14 protein-coding genes are annotated in these 23589 nt (G+C 71.2%); 5 read left to right on the plus strand and 9 right to left on the minus strand.

All coding sequences use genetic code 11. From position 1 onward, the window contains the following. The first annotated feature begins 13 nt into the window (after positions 1-13). Both CUC05_RS14305 and CUC05_RS14310 read left to right on the plus strand, forming a co-directional pair. Positions 14-379: a DUF6027 family protein gene (locus tag CUC05_RS14305; RefSeq protein ID WP_108666804.1), complete on the plus strand. Its 366-nt coding sequence runs from the start codon at positions 14-16 to the stop codon at positions 377-379. Between the two features lie 113 nt (positions 380-492). Beyond that, the gene (locus CUC05_RS14310; protein ID WP_108666805.1) at positions 493-4662 is read left to right on the plus strand and encodes a cell wall-binding repeat-containing protein; all 4170 of its coding nucleotides are present in this window, start codon (positions 493-495) and stop codon (positions 4660-4662) included. Positions 4663-4692: 30 nt separating this feature from the next. Here CUC05_RS14310 and CUC05_RS14315 read toward each other — a convergent pair whose 3' ends face one another. The 3 genes from CUC05_RS14315 to CUC05_RS14325 form a co-directional block, all read right to left on the minus strand. Continuing rightward, positions 4693-5205, minus strand: a complete 513-nt coding sequence (locus CUC05_RS14315) for a GNAT family N-acetyltransferase (RefSeq protein WP_108666962.1) — start codon at positions 5203-5205, stop codon at positions 4693-4695. A gap of 34 nt (positions 5206-5239) precedes the next feature. Next, a complete protein-coding gene (locus tag CUC05_RS14320) occupies positions 5240-7687 on the minus strand; it encodes an ATP-binding cassette domain-containing protein (RefSeq protein ID WP_157965570.1) in 2448 nt (815 codons plus the stop codon). 133 nt (positions 7688-7820) lie between these two features. Next, positions 7821-8276, minus strand: a complete 456-nt coding sequence (locus CUC05_RS14325; RefSeq protein ID WP_108666807.1) for a hypothetical protein — start codon at positions 8274-8276, stop codon at positions 7821-7823. A 315-nt stretch (positions 8277-8591) separates the two neighbouring features. On the opposite strand from CUC05_RS14325, the gene CUC05_RS14330 reads away from it, so the two are divergent. Beyond that, the gene (locus CUC05_RS14330) at positions 8592-9833 is read left to right on the plus strand and encodes a hypothetical protein (RefSeq protein WP_157965571.1); all 1242 of its coding nucleotides are present in this window, start codon (positions 8592-8594) and stop codon (positions 9831-9833) included. 372 nt (positions 9834-10205) lie between these two features. Next, the gene (locus CUC05_RS14335; RefSeq protein ID WP_108666809.1) at positions 10206-11894 is read left to right on the plus strand and encodes an HNH endonuclease signature motif containing protein; all 1689 of its coding nucleotides are present in this window, start codon (positions 10206-10208) and stop codon (positions 11892-11894) included. 418 nt (positions 11895-12312) lie between these two features. Here CUC05_RS14335 and CUC05_RS14340 read toward each other — a convergent pair whose 3' ends face one another. The 4 genes from CUC05_RS14340 to CUC05_RS14355 form a co-directional block, all read right to left on the minus strand. Then, positions 12313-13971, minus strand: coding sequence for a nickel/cobalt transporter (locus CUC05_RS14340; RefSeq protein WP_108666810.1), 1659 nt, complete (start codon positions 13969-13971; stop codon positions 12313-12315). Next, complete coding sequence (locus CUC05_RS14345) at positions 13968-15194, minus strand: tetratricopeptide repeat protein (RefSeq protein ID WP_108666811.1); 1227 nt, start codon at positions 15192-15194, stop codon at positions 13968-13970. Before CUC05_RS14345 ends, CUC05_RS14340 begins: the two co-directional genes overlap by 4 nt. A 108-nt stretch (positions 15195-15302) precedes the next feature. Then, entirely contained in the window at positions 15303-16796 is a 1494-nt protein-coding gene (locus CUC05_RS14350; protein ID WP_108666963.1) for a DUF4331 domain-containing protein, read from the minus strand. An 81-nt stretch (positions 16797-16877) separates the two neighbouring features. Further along, on the minus strand, positions 16878-17915 hold the full coding sequence (locus CUC05_RS14355; protein WP_108666812.1) for a cell wall-binding repeat-containing protein: 1038 nt from the start codon (positions 17913-17915) through the stop codon (positions 16878-16880). A 158-nt stretch (positions 17916-18073) separates the two neighbouring features. Between CUC05_RS14355 and CUC05_RS14360 the strand changes: the two genes are divergently transcribed. Further along, positions 18074-19024 carry a hypothetical protein gene (locus CUC05_RS14360; protein ID WP_157965572.1) on the plus strand — a complete coding sequence of 317 codons (951 nt, stop codon included), beginning with the start codon at positions 18074-18076 and terminating at the stop codon, positions 19022-19024. 104 nt (positions 19025-19128) lie between these two features. On the opposite strand, the gene CUC05_RS14365 is transcribed toward CUC05_RS14360, so the two are convergent. Continuing rightward, positions 19129-21228: a ribonuclease catalytic domain-containing protein gene (locus CUC05_RS14365; RefSeq protein WP_157965573.1), complete on the minus strand. Its 2100-nt coding sequence runs from the start codon at positions 21226-21228 to the stop codon at positions 19129-19131. 127 nt (positions 21229-21355) lie between these two features. Then, positions 21356-23551 (minus strand): molybdopterin-dependent oxidoreductase, encoded by a 2196-nt coding sequence (locus CUC05_RS14370; protein WP_108666815.1) that lies wholly within the window; start codon positions 23549-23551, stop codon positions 21356-21358. Positions 23552-23589 lie beyond the last annotated feature (38 nt).

Below are 23589 nucleotides of genomic sequence, written 5' to 3' on the forward strand. Positions count from 1 at the left end.
GCATGATGCGGGCATGGACCTGCAGCCCTACACCGACGCCTGGGACGACGACGACCCGCACGCCAACTTCAAGTCCGAGGTGGCCGAGTACACCCGCCAGGACCCCCTCCCGACCTTCGAGGCGCTCGGCGAGCTGACCGGGATCCCGGTCGAGGCGCTCGTGCGCTACGCCCTCGTGAAGTGGGCCAGCGAGGGCCACGAGATGATCATGCACGCCGGCCCGCGGACGGTCAGGCGGATGTGGGCCTTCTGCGAGGACGCCGAAGCCGCGGGAACCGACGCCGCCCGGCTGGAGGCCTACGAGGGCCTGCGACAGATGGTGTCGTGGTTGCACGCACCGCTGATGGACGACGGGACGTCGGAGGACCGCACGGCCTGATCCGCCGCCGGCGGCAGGGAAATCCATGCGTAACGTCGCCCGTGCTTGGTGCGTAGTCCACCGCGCCGACTGCCAGTCACACGCCGTACTCCTCGACCCCATGGGGGCTTCGCATGCGCCTTTCCATCCGTCCGCTCTCGCTGCTCTGGCTGCTGCCGCTGCTGCTGCTCGTCCCGTTGATGGTCGCGCCGTTGCCTGCCGGCGCACAGGGCGAGTCCGTGCGCTTCGCCGCCTTCGCCCCGGTGGAGGTCGCTCGTCCGGGAGATGTCGTCACCGTGGGCGGCCACCTGGCCACCGGTGACCTCGCCGACCGCGCTGCCCGTCCGGTCCCTGCGACCGACGCCGTCGAGGTCAGCCTGCACGCCCCCGACGGCGAGGTCTTCCCGCTGGGCACCGTCGTGCCCGACGCCGACGGCCTGTTCACCATCGACATCCCGGCCGAGGTCACCGCCGGCCGCACCATCGGCACGGTCCGCAACGGCCACCGCGAGACGTGGGCCGTTCGGGCCGTCGCCGCCGACGGCACCGCCGTGGCCGGCGCCGGCGCCGTGACCTTCGCCCAGGCCGCTGGTGTGCAGGTCGACTACGACTTCACGTCCTCCGTCGGCTGGGTCAAGCCCGGCGAGGAGTTCCCCGCCCGCGTCATCGTCAGCAACTTCGACGCCACCCCCGTCAGCGACCTGACGGTCACCATCCCCGCCGTCGACGGCCGCGCGGTCACCGAGGTCCGTACGGCAAACGGCAGCGCCGCCGTCGGCACCGACGGAACCCTGACCTGGACGCTGGGCGATCTGGCCCCCGCCAGCGACACCGGCCCCGCCCGGGCCACGCTGGTCGTCATCTCCGAGGCCGACACCACCACCGAGGACCCGCAGATCGTCTGGAAGGACCTGTCGGCGACCGCCACGCTGTCGACCGGCGCGACCTCCACCTCCCACGGCCCCAAGGTCATCCCGCCGGCCGAGCGCTACGACACCGCCCGCTACGGCGACCGGCCGTTCCCCGTCGTGCCCGTGCAGTTCCTCGACTTCTCCCACGCCGAGCAGAACCAGGCCGAGCTGCTGGACACGATCATCAACGACCCCGCCAACGAGGGGTCGACGTTCAACCTGTTCCAGGAGATGAGCTACGGCCAGCTGTTCCCGCACGGCACCGTGCCGTCCGCCGGGATCGAGACCGCCGACTTCGCCTACGAGGGCACCGACGGCGAGGGCTTCGACTTCCACACCGCCCCGGTTCCGCCGCCCAGCACCTGCACCGGCGTCCACCTGCCGGGCGAGGCGGGCAACCCGCTGACCTACCCCGAGCGGATCACCGACGGTTGGTACAACCTGCCGGGCACCACCGGCTACTACGGCCAGGACTCCGGTGGCTCGGCCGTCCTCCCTGCCCTCGGCGTGCCGATCCCGGCCTCCATCGACGCGGGCTGCGGTGACACCGGCAAGGCCGTCTACGACGCCGCCGCCATCGCCGACCCCGAGATCGACTACAACGAGTACGACACCGACAAGGACGGCGTCGTCGACTTCTTCATGATGATCTTCGTCGGCTGCGGTGGGAACGGCGAGAGCCAGCTGACCGTCGTCGCCGGGTGTGCGTACTTCCCCGGAGGCATCCCCGCCCCGTACGACGCGATCTGGCCGCACTCCTCGACGCTGGAGGGTGGGTTCCGTGACCCCGAGACCGGCCTGCTGGGCTACGTCTCCGACGACCGGCTGACCGACCTCGAGGGCAACCTCCTGTACTACACCGACGCCACCTACACGGTGACGACGACCACCGAGACCGAGTACCCCGCCTACGTCCGCGTCGGTCCGTACAACGTCAACCCCGAGGGTGTCTTCGACGCCGCGTCGGTCATCAGCCACGAGTACGGCCACTCCCTCGGCCTGCCCGACTTCTACTCCAACGCCGGCCTGACCACGTACGGCGAGTGGAACCTGATGGCGTCGGACTACAGCCAGAACATCGACGCCTTCGGCCGCCAGGAGCTGGGCTGGGTCGTGCCGCTGGAGGTGCCCGAGGGCACCACCGAGGTCGAGATGGTCGGCTCCAAGACCGACATCAACCGCATCGAGTGGGCCCAGCCCGACGGCACCCCGTACGTCCTCGAGGGCGAGGACGTGCACAACGGCCAGATGTACCGGGCCGGCATCCCCACCGACATCCTGATCGACCCGGCGCTGGTGGAGAACGGCGCCTCGCCGACCCACGTGTACTGGTCGACGTCGGGCAACGACTACGCCTGCCCCTCCTCGCCCAACGCCCGTGCGCTGGACCTGCGCCTGCCGCAGCTGGCCGACCTGGCTGCTGACACCCCCGTCGAGCTGTCGTTCGCGACCATGTTCGACATCGAGTGGGAGTTCGACTACGGCTTCGTCATGGTGACCACCGACGACGGCCAGACCTACACGGCCCTGGAGTCCGAGGAGGGCTTCACGACGCCGGCAACCACCAACCCGAACAACAACGTCTGCCAGGCCACCTACGGCAACGGCATCACCGGGACCACCCAGTCCTACGAGGACGGCACCAGCGCCATCGACCGCCTGCGGGGCAACGCCCCGGAGAACGACGGCTTCGCCACCGACCGGTACGACCTGACCGCCTACGCCGGCCAGGACAACGTGGTCGTCCGCTTCGGCTACGTGACCGACGTGGGCCTGGCCGAACCCGGCTGGTTCATCGACGACGTGACCGTGACCGCCGACGGGTCGGAGCTGTACGCCAACGACTTCGAGGACGGCGCCAGCGACCCGCTGCTGTTCAACGGTGGCTGTGACCCCGACTCGGGGCTGGGCACCGCGCCGATCTGCTCCAGGGGCTTCCAGTACGTGTCCTCCACCGAGGGCTCGCCAGCCGACCACGCCTACTACCTGGAGCTCCGCGACCGCTCCGGCTTCGACGCCGACGGCTACGGCCAGTCCGACCGTGGTGCCATCACATGGGAGCCGGGCATCTCGCTGGGCTACACCGACGAGTCGTTCAGCTACGGCAACATCTCCAACGGTGACCATCCCGGCCAGCACGTGCTCGACGCCGTGCCCCAGCCCGGCGAGCCTGCCCCCGAGCTGGCCGACGCGGCCTTCAACGTCGGCGAGTCCTTCTCCGACAGCGGCGAGGGGCACGTGGACAACTTCGAGGACCCCACGCGCGAGGACGGCTTGTGGCGCTTCGACTTCGAGTGCCTCTCCTTCGACGTCACGGCCATGTCCGGTGACGAGGTGACCGTCGACGACAGCGGTGCGGTCGTCTCGCCCCGCGAGGACGACATCACCGCGACCGTGTCGCTGACCCGTGGCACCGGCTGCGCCCCGGTCGACTACGGCTACGAGGGCGACCTCGGGCTGTCGGTCGAGCGCCTGGCCGGTCCCGGCCGCATCCAGACCGCGGTGGAGGTGTCGACGCGGGCCTTCCCGAACGGCGCCGACACGGTGCTGCTGGCCGACGCCGGCAACTTCCCCGACGCGCTCGCGGCAGCCCCCCTGGCCGCCGACCTCGACGCGCCGGTGCTGCTGACCTCGTCGTCGTCCCTGGCGGCGGAGGTCGCGGCCGAGCTGGAGCGCCTGGGTGCGACCGACGTGGTCCTGCTCGGCGGCGAGTCGGCGCTGTCGGCCGCGGTGGAGAACGCCCTCAGCGACTACGAGGTGACCCGCCTGGCGGGCAGCGGCCGTGTCGAGACCGCCGTCGAGGTGGCCGAGGCGCTGGCAGGGGACGACGGGGAGGTGCCGGGTGCCATCCTGGTCCGCGCCGATGCGTTCCCCGACGCGCTGGCGGCCAGCAACCTGGCCATCCCGGGTCGGCTGCCGATCCTGCTGACGGGTTCGGCCGGCCTGGACCCGGTGGCCGAGGCGGCGCTTGCCGACCTGGTCGCCGACGGTGCCGTGGTCTACCTGGCCGGTGGCACCGCGGCGCTGGCCGAGCAGGTCGCCGACGACGTGGAGGCCGCTGGGTTCGTGCCCAAGCGGCTGGCGGGGTCCAGCCGGTTCGCCACCGCGGCGGCGATCACACAGGAAGCCCTGAGCACGACCGGCGCGTCCTTCGGCTCGGCCATGCTGGCCAGCGGCACCAACTTCCCCGACGCGCTGACGGCCGGCCCGGCTGCGGCGCAGCTCGACGGGCTGCTGGTGCTGGTCGACCCCACCAGCCTGGACGGTTCGCCGGAGTCGCGGTCGCTGCTGGCGGCCAACGCCGGTTCGATCCGCCGGCTGTTCATCGCCGGTGGGACGGCGGCGGTCAGCCAGGCCGTGCAGGACCAGGCGGTGGCGACCCTGGTGGGGTAGCCACGGCAACGGCGTTCGCGGGGCCCGGCATCAGCCGGGCCCCGTTCGCGTTCGGACGAAGCGGGCCATCATCAGGTCGTCGACGTACTCGCCGTCGATGAGGAACTCCTCGCGCAGGTGGCCCTGCACCTCGAAGCCCATCCGGCGGTAGAGCCGCTGGGCCGTCGGGTTGCTGCCCATGACGCGCAGCGACACCTTGTGCATCCCCCGGCGTTCGGCGTCGTCGAGCGCAGCCCGGACCAGCATGGCGCCGATGCCACGCCCACGGGTCGCCGGGTCGACGGCGAGCCCCTGGATCTCCATGACATGGGCGTTGGAGGGGAGCGGCGTGGGGTGGCCCATCCGGATGTAGCCGACCAGCTGCCCGTCCAGCCAGGCCATGAAGTGCTGCTCCGCGGGGACCCGATCGAAGAAGTTGCCGCGGGCGGTGATCGACGAGCCGGGGGAGGTGTGCGGCTCGAAGGCACGGATGTCGAGGGCGACGACGTCGTCGTGGTCCTCCGGCCGGCCGCGGCGGACGACGGGTTCGGGCTGCTCGGTCATCCCGGCCAGCATGCCGCGCGTCGCGGCAGGTCGGTCACTGCGGCGCGGTCTTGCGGCGCAGCACCAGGCCAGCGGCGACCAGCAGGATCACGACCGCCACGCCCATGACCGCCCACTGCACCGCCAGGTTCACGTCGAACTGGTCCCGGTACTGGGTGGCCAGATTCTCCGCCACCGGGCCGCCGGCGGCGTCGTAGAGGCCGAGGACGTCCAGCACGTTGCCAGCGGCCTGGAAGCCGTAGCGCAGCGGCATGACCGTCGAGATCGCCTCGCCGACCGTGATCATCGCCGCGATCGGGAAGAGGCCACCGGAGAACAGGACCTGCGGCATGATCCACGCGGGGGCAAGGTCGTTGGCGGTCTGCGCGCTGGGCGCCGCAGCCGAGGTGAAGTGGGCGATCGCCAACGCCAGCAGCGTGGAGAGCACCATCGTGAACCACACCGCGGCGTACTCGCTGGCCGACAGGTCGGGGATGCGGTCGGTCAGGCCGAGGATGAGCAGCATCAGCGCCATGCCGATCGACAGCACCGGCGCGAGGAACGTCATCTTGGACAGGATGTAGGGCGTCAGCTTGAGGTTGACCAGCCGTTCGCGCTTGATGATCGCGAACTCCGAGGCGATCTCCTGGAGGCCCGACGTCAACCCGATCAGGAAGCCGGAGAAGACCAGCAGGAAGCAGATGAGGCCCGGGACGATCAGGTTGTCGGTGTCCGGGTCGAACGCACCCGGCCTGAACAGCGCCAGCATCAGCAGGGCGAGGGCGATGGGCCCGATGAACAGCGGGGCCAGCCGGTCGGAGTTGGAGAGGAACAACGCGGCGTTGCGGCTGGACAGGGTCGCGAACTGCGACAACGAGCGGCCGATCCCTCCCTTGCGGGGCTGCTGTCCCGGGTCCGCCATCGCCGGGCCGGCCTGGGCGTGCAGCTGGGCGATGAAGGCGTACTCGGGGGTCTGGGTGTAGCGCTGCGCCCACTCCTCGGGCGTCGTCGTTCCCTCCAGCAGCTCGTAGATCTGGTCGAACTCGGTGCAGCCGAAGTGCTCCAGCGCCCGGCGGGGGGTGCCGAAGAAGGCCAGGTTGCCGCCGCGGGCCATGAAGACGACCTTGTCGCACAGCAGGACGTTCTTGGTGGCGTGGGTGGTCAGCAGCACCGTCGCGCCGTCGTGGGACAGGCGGCGCAGCAGCTTCATCATCGCCGTGTCGGTGGCCGGGTCGAGGCCCGACGTCGGCTCGTCGAGGAAGAACACCCGCGGCTTGGTCAGCAGCTCGACGCCGATGGAGCACCGCTTGCGCTGGCCGCCCGACAGGGCCGAGACCTTGGTGTCGGCGTGGGCGGCGATCTGCAGGTCCTCCAGGGTCCTCTGCACGATGGCCTGGCGTTCGGCCTTCGACGTGTCCCCCGGCAAGCGCAGGCGGGCGGCGTAGTCGAGGGTCACCTTGACCGGCAGGTCCCGGTGGATGATGTCGTCCTGCGGCACGTAGCCCTGGGACTCGCGGTAGCGGTCGCGGGAGTGGGTGACGTCCTCGCCGTTGTAACGGACCTCGCCGTGGGTGGGCGGGCGCACCCCGGAGAGGGCGTCCATGAGCGTGGACTTGCCCGCCCCGCTGGTGCCGACGATGGCGACCATCTCGCCGGGCGCGATGGAGAGGGAGATGTTCTGCAGCAGGTTCTTGCCGCCCTTGACCTCCTTGCGCAGGCCAGCGGCCTCGATGCGGATGGCGCGGGGGCTGACGACCTCGTTGAGCGCGCCCGTCGACCAGACGAGGTGCTGGTCGCCGAAGAAGACGTGGTCGCCCTCCTTGAGGGTGGCGGACTTGACCGGAGCGCCGTTGACGAAGGTGGCGCCGTCGGCGGAGGTGTCCTCCACGACGATGCTCTGCCCAGCGTTGCGGAGGACCGCGTGGTGGGCGGACACCAGGCGGGAGTCGAGCACGAGGTCGTTGTCGTCGGCCCGGCCGACCCGCACCTGCCCGTTGGGCTGGGACAGGGCCCCGAGGTCGGCGCGGATCAGCCCGTAGTCGCCGGCGTCGCGGAACTTCGCGCGTTGCTCGGCCGCCTCGGCGACGGCGGTGCCCACGGCCGGTTCGCGCTGGGCGAGGGCCGCGAAGTCATCGCGCGTCAGGGTCCACAGGGACATGTCGGTCTCGGCCCGGACCGTGGCTGATCGGGCCCCACCGGCGAGCAAGGCGTGTTCGCCGAAGAACTCTCCGGGTCCGAGGCGTGCCAGCGGCCGGGTACCTGCCGTCGAGGTGTGCTCGACGAGGCAGGCACCTTCCTCGATCAGGTACATCGCGTCACCCGCCTCGCCCTGGTTCAGCAGCACCGTGCCGGCGGTGGCGATGGTGTGCTGCAGCAGGTTGGCGATCTCCGGCAGGGACAGCGGCGACACGCGTTGGAACAGCGGTATGCGCTGCACCAGCGCCATGCGCTGCTCCCACTCGGGGCCATGGGCCGCGGATCCTCGAGCTTCTGTGGTCGTCACGAGCGCTTCCCCTCACGAAGTTGCTGTGATCTGGGTCGAGCCTAGGGGCGCGGCCCCGAGAGGTGAAGGGCCGTTTCGTGCCCGGTAAGGGTTGTGGCCGTGCTCTCGGGGCCGCGCCATGGCGTCGTTTGGGTCAGTGGACCTCGACGACCTGCCAGCCGCTGTCCGGATCGTTGCCCTTCATGTCGAGCCGTGCGCGGACCTGCCAGCGGAACTCGGCGTTCCTGCCGCGGGCCGACGGAGGCAGGTGGGTCGGGAGCTGGACCTGGCCCTCGAAGCTGCCGGCCTGGTTGGCGCCGAGCTGCTGTCCGGCGGCGATCGTGAACTCCTGGTGGTGCAGCCGCTCGATCGCCCGGCCGTCCACCCGCTCGTCGTCCCCGTCACCCATCAGGTCCACGCCGTTGAGCGACACCCGTTCCTGCAGGGACAGCTCCACGATCACGCCGTTGACGGTGATGTCGTTGTCCTTGACCTGCACGTCGACGGCGACGCTGGCCGGCTCGCCCCGCCGCAGCTGCGGCGCCGTTCGCACGTTCACGTTCGCCCAGCTGCCGGTCAGGTTGTTCTTCATGTTGGACAGGAAGCCCATGGGATCAATCCCCCTCGATCACGCCGCGGATCCCCTCAACGGCCCGCGGCTGGTCCGGGCACTATCCCGGAGGAGGTCGAACGGTGTCCACCGTTGTCACCGCCATGTCACCTTCGGCGCCCGCCGATCCTTTCCGGGAACCAGCCGACAACCCGCTTGACGTCTCGCCGACGGCGGTGTTGATTCTTCCGCATCGGGGGCAGCAGAACTCGTCCGACGGGTCCCCCGAGAACGAAGGGGGATGGAATGGTGTCCGATTTCTGGGTTCCGTCACGTCGCACATCGGTGCTCGCCGGTCTGACCGTTGCGCTGTGCATGCTCTCGCTGGTCGGGCCCGCTGCGAGCCCTGCGGCCGCCGGCATCGGGCAGGTCTGGGTCCATTCCGGTGCCGTCAACGGGTGGTACGGAGGCGATGTTCGGGTCACGCTCGAGCTGGACGTCCGCGGCCGTTCCAACGGCTTCGAGGAACAGCTGCACTCCGCAACTTGTGCCGTCCAGGGGGAACGAGTGGCGGAGTTGCCGGCGCTGCCCGACGACGACTACTACACGACTGATCAGGTGCTTCGGGCGACCGTGTCGGGGGAGGGGCAACGCTACTTGTCCTGCTGGGCACAGTACCGGACTCGCACCTACAGCTGCACGTGGTGGTGCACCAACGACCCGTGGCAACACGCGACGCAAACGTACAACCGCGTGTTCTCGATCGACATGACCGCACCAACGGTGGAGGCAACGACGTCGGTCGAACCGAACGGTGCCGGCTGGTACAACCAACCGTTCACCGTGACGTGGAACGGACACGATTCGCTGTCCGGGGTCAACCGATGCACTGACCCGGCGTCCATCGGACCACAGGTCCAGCACGGCACCCTGTACATCCGCGGAGAGTGTTGGGACCGGGCGGACAACCGGGGCGAACGGACCGTTGTCCTGAACGTCGACATGGTGGCACCCACGCTGGACCCGATGGTGCCGCACCAGATCGTCCGGGGGAGCACCGATGCGGCTGCGGAACCACGCGCGACCGACCACGGGTCCGGTGTCGACACCGAGTCCTGTGACCCCCTGGACACCTCGACGGTGGGCATGTTCACCACGACCTGCACCGCAACCGACGTCGCGGGGAACACCACCAGCCAGACGGTGGCATACGAGGTCGTACCCCGAGAGCACCAGGTGGCCGTCACGGTGACCGGTGCGGGGACAGTGCAGGGCACGACCGACGAGATCGACTGCCCGACCGTCTGCATGGCCTGGGTGCAGGAGGACGCGGCGATCGACCTGGTCGCGACGGCAGCACATGGCTGGCTGTTCGTGGGCTGGACCAACGACTGCTCGGGCACGGGGGTCTGCAGCCTGGTCGTGGACGCTGCGAAGGATGTGGGGGCCACGTTCGTCGTCGACGGTGACGGGGATGGGGTCGCCGACACCCCACCACCCACCAACAAGGACCAGTGCAAGCAGGAGGGATGGGCCACGTTCAACAACCCGTCGTTCGCCAACCAGGGACGCTGCGTCAGCTACGTCCAGGCCAACGGCAACGCCGGCCACCGCTGAACCGCATCGAGGGGCCGCCACGCGCGCGCATTACCCCTCGCCGGGTGGAGGTGACAGCGGCACTCGGTCCCGTGGTCCGGATGCGGTGTCGTCGGCTCGCGGCGATGCCGCACCGGGGGGGCAGGGATATGCCCGTCGTGGCCGAACGAGCCGGGACTCCGAAGGGTTGGTCCGAGCTGGGGCCCAGCCGGGATCGTTGACGATGCATGCCACCAGACGACACGGTCCATCAGCAGCCACGAAGCGGAGACGATCACCACTGACGAACCGTCAGAAATGCTGGTTGAGCTGGGGAAACACCCGATCCGAGACCGTCCGAGGCGATATACTCGAACACACGATCGAGACATGGTGAGAGGTGGGGTTCGGGGCATGGGGTCAGGGGTGGTGGAAGCGGGTGAGGTGACCGAGCTGGTCACCCACCTGCATGCCCTCGCCTCCCGGTTCGACCCCGACGCCATCCCCGACCGCGACGTCGCCGGGTTGATTGCCGACCTGGGTCGTGCCGGCCGGATCGTCGACGGGATGCTCACCCGGGCGGCCCGACGGACCACCGAGGCCGACGCCCACCACACAGCAGGGGCCAAGGACGCGGCGACGTTGATCGCCACCGCCACCGGCACCACCCCTGCCGCGGCCAGGAAGATGCTGCGCACCTCCGCACAGCTGGTCGACCAGCCCGAGGTGGACCGGGCCGTGACCGACGGGACCCTCTCCACCGACCAAGCCGTGGTGGTGTCCGACACCGTCGCCGATGCACCCGAGAAGGCGGGTGAGCTGATCGTGGATGCGGCCTCGCAGTCGTTGCCGGAGCTGCGGAAGAAGGCGCGTGACATCCGCACCGCTGCCGATCCGGACCGGGAAGCAACCCGCCGTCGGCATCTGGCGCGGCGGGCGTTTCGGTCGTGGACGGAGACCGATGGGGAGTGGAAGGCGTTCCTGCAGGCCCCCGGTGACCTGGGTGCCCGGATCGAGGCGGCGTTGCGGGGTGAGCACGATGCGGTGTTTCGTGCCGCCCACGCCGCCGGACGGCGGGAGGACGATGCCTGCTACCGCTTCGATGCCCTCCTCAACCTGCTCGACCACCCCACCCGTGACCTGACCGGCACCGTGGCTCCCCCGACCGGCACGGCCGGCGATGGCCCCCGGACGGGCAGCGCGACCACCCCGGCCCAGTCGACCGTCCTGGGGACCACCAACGACGATGTCCCCGACTCACACACCCCCGGTAGCACCGACCCGGCCAACGGCGACCGGGCCGACAGCACGGACCCGACCGACGGTGACCGTGCGGGCAGCCCCGACGCGAGCGTCGACGTTGTCGGTGGCGTCGAGCCGGGCCGAGACGCTCCAGGCAGCACGGATCGGAGCCGCACCACCACGGACAGCCCACCCGGCCTCCAGCCCGACGGGCCGGATCCCGGCGCCCATGTCCAGGACCCGGACACGATCCACGACGGGTCCGGCCGGACCGACCGGACCGACAACGACCCGCCCAGCGACGACCCGGACAGGCACGAGGGATCGGCCATGCCCGGTCCCGACGCCGGACCGCTCGGCCATCCGCCGCCGCAGCGACATCGACCCTCGGGACGGCAGACCAAGGTGATCATCCGCGTCGACGGCTCCGCGCTCGTCCGTGGCGAACTGGTTGACGGGGAGGTCTGTGAGATCGCTGGCATCGGCCCCGTTGCACTGTCTGCGGTGCGTGAGCAGATGCTGGATGCCCACATCGCCTACGTCATCACCAACGCCACCGACGTCACCGTCGCCCACCTCGGCCGACAGGTCACCGCCCGGCAACGCACCGCACTGGAAGCCCGCGGCTACCGATGCGAGGTACCCGGCTGCACCGCCGACCACCTGCTGGAGATCGACCACGTCACCGGATGGGCCATCACCCGCACCACCGAGCTGTCAGACCTCGCCTGGCTGTGTGCGGCACATCATCGGGACAAGACCAGACGCAACCACCAGCTCCACGGCCCACCCGGACAACGCATCTGGACCACCGAGGGCGGCGTGGAGATCAGCCGCGACCCACCCGCCCACGCTGCCTGACACCCACCGGAACCCACACGCACCGGCCGTACCCGGGACGCCCGGTCCTGGAGCCGTCACACCGTCGTTGCCGACGACACGCGACCAATCTCGCCGATCGACCGGCCCGAAGCCGGGCTTGGCCCTCCGCCGATGTCTGTGCAAGGTGCGACCAACGCCACCCCCGCGACCGTCCGGGAAGATCGGGCTCTCCCGCCGCTGTCGCCGCGAGGTGCGAGCAGAGGAGCTTGTTCGGCAGAAGACGAGCCACTCAGGCGGGATCAAGGACGCTGGTCGGACGTCGATCTCGGGCGGTGTCGCTGCAAGGTGCGACCAGGGCGCCCCTTGACCACCCGCCGACCGGACTCGGTCCGCCGGTGTCGCTGCAAGGTGCGACCAACGGCACCCGGTCGAGGCTGACCCGCCCACGCCGCGGTGATCAGGCGGCCCCGAGCAGCGAACGGCCGATGATGACCAATCCACCGGCGACGATCAGGCTGGAGGTGATCACCGGCAATGCGGCGCTGACGCGCGCCCACGTCTGGCTCTCCAGTCGCTCCGCGACACGGAACCGGACGCGGTGCAGCAGGTAGCCGGCGCCGACCAGCGCCAGGGCCATGCCGACGCCGTAGGCGAGGACGAGGACGACCCCGAACCACGCGCGGCCGATGGCCACGCCGCCGAGCAGCACCAGGAGCGCCGACGGGCTCGGGACCATTCCACCAGCCAGACCCGGCAGGATCAGCGACCGCCATCCGGTGGACGGGGCGGACCGATGGTCGTGGCTGTGGTCGCGCGGGTCGTGGTTGGGCTGGTCGTGGTCGTGGTTGTGCTCGAGAGGGCCGTGATCGTGCGCGGCGTGGTCCGGCAAGTGAGGGTCATGGGACCTCTCGGGCAGCACAGCCGACCCATGACCGACCAGGACGCGATCGCGCTCGGGGGTCGACACGTCCGCGACGACCGCGCCGTGGCTGTGCCCGTGGTCGTGGCTGTGCCCGTGGCTGTGGTCGTGGCCGTGCCCCTTGTTGCGGAGCGCGCGGACCAGCAACGAGAGGCCGAGCAGCGTGAACAGCACGCCACCCATGACCCCGAGGATCGGGTACAGCCGCTCGGGGGCCAGGCTGGTCGAGGTGGACACGATCACGCCGAGCACCAGCACGCCGACCGTGTGGGTGATGGCCACGGTCGTGCCGAGCGCGACGGCCTGCCGGGCCTGTCCGCCCTCGCCCAGCAGGTAGGCAGCGATGACGGTCTTGCCGTGCCCCGGCGCCACCGCGTGGGCGGTGCCCAGCACGATCGCGAGCAGGATCGCCAGCAGCACGAACCCGACCGTCAGGTCCTGTCGGGCCACGAGCTCGGTGTACCGCGTGACCAGGCCCTCCAGCCCGCCGGGAGACTCGGCCTCCACCAGCTCGACGTCGGTGGCCCGCAGGGCCGTCACGGCCTCGGCGTCGCCGGCTCCGTCTCCCTCGCCCACGGTCAGCGACGCGGTCGTGACGGTCGAGACGGTCGCGTCCGGGTAGGCGCGCAGCTGCTGCGACGACGATGCTGCGGGGACGTCGCGCGAGTCGAGCCCCACCCCGTCCCCGGCAGCCAGCACCTCGCGCCAGCCGAGCGTGTCGGCCCTGTAGGCGTCGCTGAAGCCGATCGTCGTCCCCGCGGTCACCGCGACGTCGGCCGTCAGGCCGCAGCGCAGCCGCAGGGTGTCCAACCCGGCCTGCCCCGGCGGGAAGGTGACCCCGACCTCCGTGGCCCGCAGCGCGACCTCGCGGCCGTCCACGGTGAGGGCCTGCATGTCGGCAACCGCCCCGCACTCCTCCTGCGCCCAGGCGCGTTCGCCGCCGGCCGCGTCGATCGTGCTGGCGGTCTGCTGGGTCGGCACCTCCGCAAGGTCCAGCACGTAGACGACGTCGACGGACTCCGGCGTGGGCAGGATCGCCGCGGAGGTGTTGGTCGTGAAGTTGCCCAGCGGGTGCGCCGACGCCGGCCCGGCCAGCAGCAGGGTGGCCAGGAGCGCCGTCAGGAGCGCACCCAGCAGGGCCGCCGGGGTGTGCCATCGCGGACGGGCGGCCGCCAGGGAGCGGGGGTGGAGGGTCACGGCAGGTACAGCTCCAGGGCGAGGGGGTTGCGGGTCAGCAGGGCGTCCAGGCCCTCGCCGGTGATGGTGGCCATGCGCAGCTCGTGCGCGGTGTCGATCGTGCCCAGCCGACCTGCGTCCGCAGCGAGCTCGACCGCCGCGCTGCTGTTGCCGGCGACGTGGTTCGCCCACGCCAGCGCGCCGGCCGCGAAGACGTTGTCGGGGCGGGCGTCATGGGCAAGGGTGGCCAGCTCCAGCGCTCGGGTCGGGTCCCCGAAGGACGCCTCGAACAGCGCCAGCTCGAGGTCGACGGTCTGTCCCGCGTCGACCTGCAGGGCGGCGACCGTGCGGGCCAGCTCGATCGTGTCGGCCAGCCCGTCGGTGTTGCCGGCACGCTGCTGCACCTCGGCCAGGGCGATGATGACCGGCGGGGCAGGGGTGCGTGTCACCAGGTCGGAGAGGATTCGCTCGGCGGTGCCCAGGTCCCCCTCGGCGGCGGCGATCCGGGCCAGCCCAGCCGCACCGGCAGGAGTCGGCGCGGCGGCGTAGGCGTCCCGCGCGGCGGCGAGGTCACCGCGCTGCAGCAGCAGGTCGCCGAGCAGCACGCTGATCGTCGGGTCGACCGTCCCGGCCGACGCACCTCCCGCCGCAGCGGCCTGGCGCATCGCGACGATGGCGCCGTCGAGGTCACCGTTCAGCTGGCGCAGGTAGCTGGCGCGGGCGAGGGCGGACAGGTCGGGGTCGAGGGAGAGCATGGTGTCCAGCGCCTCGGCGGCGGCGCCGTAGTCGCCCAGCTCGACGTGGGCGTCGACGAGGACTCCCCAGGCGTCGGCCGAGGCGGGCGCGGCAGCGGTCGCGGACAGGCCCAGCTCGCGGGCTCGGGTGAAGTCGTGGAGGGAGAGGGCCAGCCGGCCGCTGGCGATGGTGGTGAAGTGGTCGTCGGGGTCGAGCTCGGCGGCGCGGTCCAGCGCGTCACCCGCGACGGCGTACCAGGCGGGGTCGGACGTGGTGATGGCGTGTTCGGTGGCGGCGAGTCCGAGCGCCTGCCACGAGGCGGCGCGGTCGGGGGCTGCCTCGGCGGCGGCCTGCAGGGACCGGACCTCGGTGTCGTCGGGCACCACGACGGTCGGCAGCGGGACCGTGGGCGTGTCGGAGTAGGTGAGGAACCGGCCGACCATCAGCCCGACGAGGGCGGCGACGGCGGCGGTGACGAGCAGGGCGCGAACGGTTCGGGAGGAGGGCATGGGGCGGAACGTCCCGGGGTGGGGGTGTCCCCCACGAGGGGAGAGGCGCGAGCCCCTCCCCTCGGGAGCGACGGCAGCGGATGCCGGCGTGGTCAACGGAGGACCGTTCTACTCGGTGGAGCTGTAGCCGTCCCAGGGGGCGGCCACGTAGGGGAACTCGTTGAGGAACGGCTTGTCGTTGGTGAGGATGCCGTCGGTCAGGTCGGGGGTGGCGTCGCCACCGTTGACCAGCTCGCCGGCGACGACGCGCAGGGAGATGTCCACGGTGTCGTCGTACAGGCGACGACCGTTGGGGTACCCCTGGGTGTCACCACCGATGACGCCGAGGCGGTTGTCGTTGTTGAGGTCGCCGTCAGCCGGCTTGATGGAGGTGTTCAGGCGGATGTACTCCGCCGGGGTGAAGTCCCCACCGTTGAGCTGGTTGACGTCCGGGATGCCGGTCAGGAAGACCTGCACCAGGTCGGCGCGCGGGGCGGGGGGCAGCGGTGCTGCACCGTCGGGACCGAACACGTCGGGGTAGAGGATGGCGAACAGGCCGGCCAGCTCGGGGTCGGTCACGATCGGGATGTCACCGACGGTCGAGGGCTGGTAGCCGGCGTCCGGGGCGATGTCGTCGGAGCCGACGCCGGACAGGGCCGTGGCGTCCTGGCTGGGCAGCAGGGTGTTGAAGGTGTCCTTCAGCGCGGTCGGGATGACGACCTCGTTGACCAGCGGCATGCCGAGGCGGGAGACCTGGGCGTACGGGCCGGTGTGGACCGGGGTGGCGGAGCTGCCACCGGAGAAGGTGCGGGTGCGACGACGGGACGCGCTCGCCCAGACACCGATGACGGGGTCGTCACCGTTGGTCAGCGAGTCGATCGGGATCTCGAGCACCAGGGAGTGGGTGTTCTTGCCAGCGACGGCGTCGATGGCGTCGGTGTTCGGCTCGGGGATGATGTGCGCACCCTCGAACGGACGCAGGGCACCAAGGTCGAAGATCGAGCCGAGGTCGACCCAGAAGGGGTCGTCACGCTGGCCGGCGAAGGCGGTGACGCCACCGGCGAGCTCGACGATGGCCTGCGAGGCCAGCGCGTCGTAGTCGGGGGTCGAGCGCGGGCCGAGGTTGTTCGGCGGGACCGGAAGGTCCTGGCCGAGCACCGTGCGGGTGCCGTCGACGACGCTGGACAGGGTGTAGGTCTGACGCAGGTTCCACGCGGCAGCACCCTCGCCCTCGAGGGCGGTGATCTGGCCGACGTTGTACAGCGTCGTGGTCGGGATGTTCAGCGAGGTCGTGAAGTCGAACTCGTAGGTCACGTCGGCGACGGCGTCACCGTCGTTGTCGACGTGGATCTCGTACAGGACGTCGTCGCCGAAGTTGTAGAAGTTCGGCCCACCGGACGGCTGCTGGAGGGGGATGTAGTTGGCGATGAGGACGACGTTGTCGTCGTTGGTCGGCGACACGAACGCGTAGGTGTCGGTGTTGTCGGCGACGGGGTCCTGGGCGATCAGCGGCGCCTCGCGGTGGCTGGAGGCGTCAACGGTCCCGAGGGTCGTGATCGCCAGCACCGCCGCGAGGGCTGCGGCCAGGAGCACCCGGAAGGACCGGCTGCGTGTGATGGTCATGGTCTGTGTGCTCCTCGTGTGCATCTGCTGTGCGGGGGTGTCGGTGTGATGGATGTCGGGTCGTGTGTCGAATCCCATGGATCAGCCCTCGATGGCCGCAGCAGCGGCGTCGCAGGCGGACTGGGTGGTTCCGGGACCGCAGATCAGCGGCACGCCGGCGCCCGACAGGAAGTCGGCGGTGGCATCGGAGATGTCGTCACCGTTGGCGAGCACGAGCGCAGCACCGTTGCCGGCCTGCACGGCCGACGCGAAGCCGGACGCCCATGCGTCGTCGGCGTAGCCCTCGACCAGGATGACGCGGGAGGCGTCAGCGGCGGAGGAGTAGCCCAGGTAGGACATCATCTCGATGGCGGTGACGTCACGGGAGGGACCGGCCAGGCGCTGGACGGTTTCCTCGGTGGCGCTGCTGCCGTCGTCGATGGCCGAGGCGATGTCGTCGAGGACGTCGTCGCTGACGGCCTCGGAGCCACCGGCGATGATGACGTTCTCGATCGGCAGGGCTGCGAGGGCCTCGCCGGTCTCCGGCAGCAGGGTGTCGGAGTTGGTGAGCAGGATCGGCACGTGGGCAACCGCGGACACGGCTGCGGTGACGATGGAGTCTGCGAAGGCGCTCGTCGGGTTGCCCTCGGCCGCATCGGCACGGGCGACGACCACCGCGGTGGTGTTGGGGAAGAACCGGTCGATGATGGCCACGGCAGTCAGGGCACGGGTGGCCCCGCCGACGCGTTCGGTCTCGAGGCCGAGCAGGTCGAGCTCGGCGACGACGGCCGGCCCGACCGCTTCCTCGCCACCCAGGATGATGACCCGCTCAGCACCCAGACGCGCCATCTCGGCGGCGGTCTGCGGGCTCAGCAGGGTGGAGTTGGTCAGCAGCAACGGTGCTTCGAGGGCGGCCTGGACCGCGCCGGCTCCGAGGGAGTCCGGGAAGTTGTCGTCGCGTGCAAGGATCACGTCGGGTGCGCTGCCGTCTGCGAAGGTCGCCTGGCTCCAAGCCACTGCTTCGTCAGCGGTCGTTGGACCGCTCACGATGGGGCTCGGGCTGTCCTGCGCGAGCGCAGGACCTGCAAGGGCGAACAGCATCGAGACAGCCGCGACCAGCGCAACTGTGAATCTGCTCATGTGTGTGGCCTCCAAGGCCTTGTCGGATGATGGTCAACCGAAAGGCGCATTCACGGCCACCTGGATGCCGAGTCCGCCCTCCGGTGACCCGTGGTTCGTAACGACCACCAACCCGGCTTGCCCCCTAGTTCCGAACACCAAACGAAATGCGAACCCACATGACTACTAATGACCACGCCGATACCGCCGACGGCACCCCACCCGACGAAGTCGCCGAACGCCGTGTCACACGCCCGTGGCGCACAGTGGTGCTCGTCATCGCGGCCCTCGTCGTGGGGCTCGGGGTCGGCCTGTCCCTCGCAGGGGTGTTCGGTGGGGACGACGATCCGGTGGCCAGCACGCCGGTCACGACGTCGGCGTCCTCTCGCGACGGTGACCCCGAGGCGGCGGCCGAGCTGCCTCCCCCGGACACCGGTATCACCGCCGCGGATGCCGCAGACCCCGAGCAGGCGCTGCGGGGGTTCCTCGCCGCCGAGGCGTCGGGGGACTGGGAGGCCTCCTACGAGTTCCTGTCGTCAGGGAGCCTGACCGCCTACCCCAGCGCCGCGCTGTGGGTGAACGCCCATGCCGACTTCCCGCGCATCACTGGGTATCGGGTCGACGACGTGGCCGACGACGGCACCGGCACCGCCCGGGTCGAGACGCTCACCGGCTTCGACCCGGTCATCGACCCGGTCATCGGCCTGGTCGCCGCGCGCGGTCGCTCCACCTGGACCCTCGTGGAGGAGGAGGGGCTGTGGCGCGTGGAGACCACCGCGACCGAGAACCGCCCGCTGTACCCGTCACAGGAAGGGGCCAGCGACGCTGCCCGTCAGTGGGTCGACGCCCGTGTGGCCTGTCAGGACACCTCGGCGCTGGAGGCGCGCATCGTCGGCGCTCCCGTGTTGGCGTCCCAGCTGTGCGAGGAGGACCAGCCGGCGACCGTCGAGGTCGGCGACGTCCGTTCCCTCGCCGACGCCGACGGCACGACCGCGCTGCTCAGCGAGTACGGGCCCGACGTCTACGCCTGGGCCCGCGTCGCCCCGGTCCAGTCGACGACCCCGCTCCTGCTCGTCCTCGGTCCCGTGGGCGAGGAGTGGCAGGTCGTCGGCATCCTCCCCCGCGCCTAGCGGCCGGCGGGAGGCGGCCCAGGAGGGGAGGGCGGGCCACGGCGGATCGTGCCGGAACCCACCCGGCCGGGCCTCGCGAGGCGCCTACGGCGCAGCTCGGGTCCTCAGGCCGGCTTGACGTCCGGGCGGCCTAGTTCGTCCAGGCGGTCCAGGCGGACCTTGACGGAGGCGCCCAGGTGGTACTTGCCGTCGGTGGTCGCCATGCCCGTCTCGTCCAGCTCCAGCGATGCACGCTCGCGGGGCGGGAGGCCCAGCGCACGGGCAGCCGACATGAAGCCGACGACACCGGGGACGGTCAGGCGGATGCGCAGACCGGCCTTGCTGATCCCGACGACCGTGCCGGGGGTCGGCCAGGTGATGGCCTTGCGGTCCAGCAGCACCGCCCACAGGGCGTTGCGCTCCAGCGCCTGGGCGTGGTTGACCGCGCCACCGCGCGCGTCCAGCCATGTGGCCAGCGCGGCAAGCTCCTCGGTGGTGTACGGCGGCACCTCGTCGGCGATCGCCGCACGCAGCTGGCGATGCACGACCAGGTCGGCGTAGCGACGCAGCGGGCTGGTGAAGTGGGTGTAGAACCCCGACCCGAGCGCATCGTGGGCCGACGGCTGGGCGGTGTACCCGGCCCGTGCCACCACACCGGTGGCGACGGTCGCAAGCGCCGCAGCGGCGTCCTCCCGGCCCTCCTCCTGCAGGCGCTCGACGAGCGCGACCAGGTCCTTGGGCTGGATGGTGGCGTCCTCGGCGAACGGCACGTCGAGCGCGGCTGCGGCCTGGCGCAGCGTGTCGACCCGGTCGGGGTCGAAGCCGACGTGGCCGCGGTACAGCAGCGGCAGGCCGATGGCGTGCGCCCAGCCGGCGACGGCTTCGTTGGCGGCCACCATGAGGCGCTCGACCACACGCTGGGCGACCGGGTGGGGGTCGGCCTCGGCGGTGCGGATCTTGCCGTCGACGACGACGGCCTCGAGCTCGGCGTCGGTGAACAGGTCCTCGAGGGTGTCGCGGGCGTCACGCTCGGCACCGAGCCGGCGGGCGGCCTCGGCGAGGGCGATGACGGTCGCGGTGACCGCGCCGAGCGACTCGGGGTCGGCGCCGCTGACGGCGTTGCGACCCTTGGCCAGCCCCGTGGGCGTGGGGTTCTCGAGGTAGGCCTCGACGGCGGCGTAGGACAGCCGGGCGTCGGGGTTGATCCACGACAGGTCGACCTCGGTGCCCGACACCGAGCCGTCGGGGTCGACGAGCATGGTGACGGTGACCGCACGACGGTCCTGCTTGGGCAGCAGCGACAGCTCGCCCTCCGACAGGGCCGGGTCGATCATCGAGGCGTTCGGGCCGGCGGTGAAGTAGGCGGTGGCCGCGACGGTGCGGGCGTACCGGTCGGCGGCGGAGCCGATGCCGATGGTGCCGGCGGCGTCGGCGATGTGGACCTTCACCAGCACCGGGTCGGCGGCCTGACCGGACCACGCGCCGGTCAGCGCGTCGTCGAGGTCCTTGGAGGAGTCGGCGTCGATGGTGACCTGCACCTCGTGGCGACGGTCGATCATCTCCGCGTGGGGACCGGGGACCGGCCCCTCCTCGGCGGACAGGCCAGCGGACAGGCCGGCCTGGCCGGCTGCCATGCGGCCGGTGGCACGCAGGACGTTGGAGTTGGTCTCGCCCGGCGGCAGGCCGACGGCTGCGGGGCCGCCGGGGATGGAGTCGGGGGTGGCGCCACCGTGGGCGATCACGACCGCACGTGCCCGCACCGCGGACGGGGCGAACGTCGGCAGCGGACCGGCGACCAGCGCGGTGCACATGGCCTTGCCGGTCGGCGCGAGCGTGGCGACGATCTGCTTGCCCTCGGCGTGCATCAGCTTGGCCGACATGGCGTCGTCCATGGGGATCTCGCCGCTGCCGAGGCGGGCGTCGGGGGACAGCACCATCTTCCCGGCGAACGGCTGGACCTCGCCGACGACGAAGCGCCGCTGGCGGGACTCCAACGTCATGGACGCCGCGTTCAGGCGACCCTGGTCGTCCACGGCGAGGGTCGCGACGACACGGTCGTCGGCGATCCACCCGCGGGCGACATCCGGCGGAACGAAGACGGACTCGACCTTGTGCGTACGACCAGCATCGTCCACGACCACGGGCGGGTTGCCTGTGGCGGTGGGAGCGGGGTCGACGAAGCCGAAGCCACGGGGATGAGGTGAGAAGCGACCGGAAACCTGCACGGTTGAACCAGAACCTAGGGGTGGGAGGGGCAGGACGAAGAACGGTGGGCCCCCGAGCCGGACCCACAGGGAACGCTACCCGCTCGAACCGAACCGGCCCAACCCGACCCCTGCCCGACGGGTCCGGTCAGGTGGTCGCAGGCACCGTCGTCGACGTGGTCCCGGCCGTCCCGGCCCCCTGCTGGACCGGGTCGATCCTGACCCAGGTGGCGTTCAGGGCGGCGTTCCCGCTGAGGGAGTCGACCAGCCCCGCCTCGGTCACCAGGTTCACGTTCACGCCGGACGTGGCGGCGGCGGTCGACCAACCGACGTCCTTGACGTCGTGCCCCCACCCGTGCGGGATCGAGGCCACGCCGGGCCGCATGTCCTCGCTGACCTCCAGCGGGACCTCGATGGTCCCGACCCGGGAGGACACCGTCACGCGGTCGCCGTCGCACAGCCCTCGGGCTGCCGCGTCGTCGGGATGCAGCAGCACGGTGCAGCGGTCGCGGCCCTTCACCATCGACTCGATGTTGTGCAGCCACGAGTTGTTGCTGCGGAGGTGCCGCCGGCCGATCAGCTGTAGGTCGTAGTCGTCGTTGGGGGCCACGTCACCGCCCTCCAGCGCCCGTGCGGCCTCGAGCAGCGACGGCGGGGCCAGGTGCACCCGACGGTCACGGGTCCGCAGGATGCCGGGCAGCCGTGGCTCCAGCGCACCGAGGTCCAGCCCACCCCTGGCCCGCCGGGCTGCCGCCGCCGTGACCCCCGCTCGGCCACGGCGCAGCGGACCCCGCGGACCCGTCGCGATCAGGGCGCTGGTGACCAGCGTGTCCGGCACGGCGCCGCCGATCGTGCGGAGCAGCGGACGGACGGCACCCCCAACGGCACCGCCGGGCAGCTCCGCCGCGAGCCGCAGGATGATCGACCAGTCCGTCCGGCTGTCGGCGGGCGGCTCGAACACCTTCGGCGACCACCGCAGGTTGTTGCGGACGCTGAAGTACGGGAAGACGATGTCGAGGTCGTCGCGCTCGAGGTGGCTGACCGGCGGCAGGATGATGTCGGCGTGCCGGGTCGTCTCGGTCACGTACATGTCCACGCTGATCATCAGGTCAAGGTGGCGCAGCGCCTCGTCGACCCGGGCCGACTCGGGGCTCGACAGCGCCGGGTTGCCCGCCACCGTGATCAGGCCCCGCAGTCGACCGGGTCCCTCGGTGAGGACCTCCTCGGGCATCGCGACCACCGGCAGCTCGCCGTGGACGTCACGCAGGCCGCGGACACGGCTGGGGTTGGTGCCGAGGCTGGATCGCCCCCACAGCAGCCGGAGAACGGCCGCGAGGTCGACGGGCGGGGAGGCGAACATCGCGCCGCCCGGTCGGTCGAGGTTGCCGGTGACGACGTTGAGCACGTTGATCAGCCAGTGGGTCACGGTCCCGGTCGGCTGGTGGCACACGCCGATCCGCCCGTAGACGCAGGCTCGCTCGGCCCGGCCGATGGCCCGGGCCAGGTCGGCGATCACCGCCGCGTCCACCCCGGCGGCTTCGCCGGCGCGGTCGGGTGTCCAGGGGTCGGCGAGCTGCGCGATGTCGGCCATCCCGGTGATCGGTAGGTCGCGGGTGTCGACGGCACCGTCGCGGAAAAGGACGTGGAGGATGCCCAGCAGCAGGGCCGGGTCGCCGCCGGGGCGCACGGCCACGTGCTGGTCGGCCAGCCGGGCGGTCTCGGTGCGGCGGGGGTCGACCACGACGACCCGACCGCCCCGGGCGCGGATCGCCTTCAGCCGTCCGCGGGCGTCGGGCATGGTGGTGATGGACCCGTTGGACACCGCCGGGTTGGCGCCGATGACGACGAGCAGGTCGGTGCGGTCGACGTCGGCGACGGGCATCAGCGTGGTGTCGCCGAACATCTCGTGGGCCGCCACGTACTGGGGGAACTGGTCGACCGACGACGCGGAGTACCGGTTGCGGCTGCGCATCACCCGGGCCAGCACCTCGACCGCCAGCGCCGAGGAGCTGTGGGCCGTCGGGTTGCCGGCGTACAGGCCGAGCGCATCCCTGCCGTGCTCGCGCTGTACCGCCCGCATCCGTTCACCGGCCAGGGACAGCGCGTGGTCCCACGAGGTCTCCTCCAGGCCGTCGCCCACACGCACCAGGGGACGACGCAGCCGCTCGGGGTCTCGGTGCAGGTCCCACAGCGTCGTGCCCTTGGGGCAGATGTACCCCTTGCTCATCACGTCGTCGGGATCACCCTCGATCCGGGTGACGACGTCCCTCTCGACGTGGACCCTGACGCCGCAGTGGGCCTCGCACAGCTGGCACTGGCGGTTGACGACACGGCTGGCGGGCATGGACGGCTCCGGATGCGTTGGTTAACGGTGTTCTTCTG

It is taken from the genome of Euzebya rosea, from assembly GCF_003073135.1.
Classification (GTDB): Bacteria; Actinomycetota; Nitriliruptoria; order Euzebyales; family Euzebyaceae; genus Euzebya; species Euzebya rosea.